This window comes from Occallatibacter sp. (genome assembly GCF_049802275.1).
Lineage (GTDB): Bacteria > Acidobacteriota > Terriglobia > Terriglobales > Acidobacteriaceae > Telmatobacter.
This window is the reverse complement of sequence record NZ_JBARMD010000565.1, coordinates 1-2059: the sequence shown is the minus strand read 5'-3', so window position 1 is coordinate 2059 and position 2059 is coordinate 1. Positions and strand designations below refer to the sequence as shown.

The window sequence follows — 2059 nt, the reverse complement described above, 5'->3', positions numbered from 1 at the left end:
GGCACAGGCCGCTGCGCAGGCCGTCCTCGACCACATCGAGAACAATGGCGACCCGGTTTCCGAGCCCGAATATGCGGCACACCAGGTCGAAGCAGAGATACGGGAGAGGCAGCCGCAAAACTCTGTGGCTGCGGCGCAGAACGGCGGGGCAGAGGGTGGGATCGAGGTTCGCTGGGCGCCGGATATGCCCGTGCGTCCGACAAACCAGGAGACTCGTTCTACGATCAGCTATGCGTGGGACGCGCCAGCCGACGTCGCGGACCCGTACAATGACCGGCCGCTCTATGAGGCTGTCGAGGCTGCGCAGCCGATCCCGGCGAACCTCATCGAGTTTCCGCGCGAGATTGTCGCCACGCGTCGAATGCGCCCACGCATTACGGAAGCGCTTCCAGAGTCATCCGATCCGCAACAGCTCAGCATCTTTGAAGTAGATCCGAACAGTGTTTCGATTGATCCAATGGCTGCCATGGCTTCGACGGCGACCGAGCCGACCTGGATCGGATCGAGCTGGCAGGAGATCAAGCTCGATGAGCAGCCGCAGCCCCTGCCCGACTACTATGCGATACAGCCTGACGCTCCGAGGCTTTACCAGGCACCTTTCAGCCGGCGGATGATGGCGACAATGGTGGATGCGGCGTTGATCCTGGGTCTGGTGTGGGGTCTGGCGTATCTTGTTGCTTCGCGGTTTGACCAATTGCCGAGCATTCGCGTATCCGAGGTGTGCGGAGTAATCGTGACGTTGGGATTCGCCGCTTTGTACGAGTGGTTCTTCCTTTCTTTTGCCAAGGTGACGCCGGGGATGCGATATGCGCAGCTTTCGCTGTGCACCTTCGACGAGGAAATTCCTACGCCTGCACAGATCAAGGGGCGGATGAAGGCGATGCTGATCTCGGTTCTTCCCGTAGGACTGGGAATGGTCTGGTCGATCTTCGACGAGGACCAGATGAGCTGGCACGATCGGCTCTCGAAGACTTACCTGCGGCTCAGCTGATTCCGTAGCTTCCAACTCTCAGTTTCTGGCTTCTGCACGAAGGCTCGCCGCAAGGGACGGATTGTTTCGTAGAGAATCTGCTTACGAAGCGAGAGCGCGGATGGCGCTGACGCCGGCGCCGAGTAATGCGGTGGCGTCGTCGTTGGGCAGGATCTCGAGCGAGTAGCTCAGGAGCGGACTCATCTTGACCATGGTTTCAAGATGTCGGCGCAGCATGGGGATGTCGAGGAAGCCTACGTTGTGACCGGTGAAGTAGAAGCGACCGGGGCCGGCGAGATGAATGAACGAGGCGGTTGCCGCCGCGAGCGCGCAGTGCCACATGTCTACGAATTCGCGGCAACGTGTGTCGCCCTTCTTGGCTTGCGCGAACACCTCTTCCGGCTCGAGATCGAGGAAGCGCATGCGCATGGCGCGATAGCCCATGATGCCTTCGAGATGACCAACACCGCCGCACCCGCAGAAGCGCTCCTTGGGGTCGAGGGTGACAGTGATGTGGCCGCCTTCCCAAACGCCTTCGACATAGGGCCAGCGGCCGTAACCGATGCCGTTGCCGATGGTCCACACGCGCGTGAGCTTGTTGAGTTGGCCGCGAGTGGCGGCGACGCCGGCGGCGATAGCATCGGCATCGTTGGCGATGTGGACGGGTGCAGCGACACCTTTGGCGGTGAGGACGCGGGTGAGTTCTTCGGCGAGGCGCATGCCTTTGATCTGGGTGAGATTGGGCGAGTCTTCGACAACGCCGTGGCGAATGACACCTGGAACGGCAACGCCGATCGCGTCCACATCTCCTTTGCCGACGACGGAAATGATTTCGCCGGCGAGGATTTCAACGAATTCGCCGACGGGGAGTCCGTTGAGCGCATCGACCTCGTCGGCGTTCTGAGGATAGCGCACGGTCTCTCCAACGAGGCGCATATCTTCGAGCCTGCCGGCAACAATGTGTTCAGTTACTACAACGCCGATTGCGGTAGTCATTTTGCCCTCCGTGGGGACTTATCAAGCCGTGACCTTTGCATCTAGATTTCGTGTGCCAGCGACCCAAAGCAGATCCTTCGCTCCGCTTACCCC

General features: G+C 60.5%; 2 protein-coding genes. One reads left to right on the top strand and one right to left on the bottom strand.

Annotation, left to right across the window (positions count from 1 at the left end; translation table 11 throughout):
- Positions 1 to 991 (top strand): RDD family protein (locus tag WA354_RS19475; RefSeq protein WP_472814684.1); only part of this gene is annotated, 991 nt, incomplete at its 5' end.
- Between the two features lie 81 nt (positions 992 to 1072).
- Here the strand turns inward: WA354_RS19475 and WA354_RS19470 are convergent.
- A complete protein-coding gene (locus tag WA354_RS19470) occupies positions 1073 to 1966 on the bottom strand; it encodes an ROK family protein (RefSeq protein WP_472814683.1) in 894 nt (297 codons plus the stop codon).
- Positions 1967 to 2059: the final 93 nt, after the last annotated feature.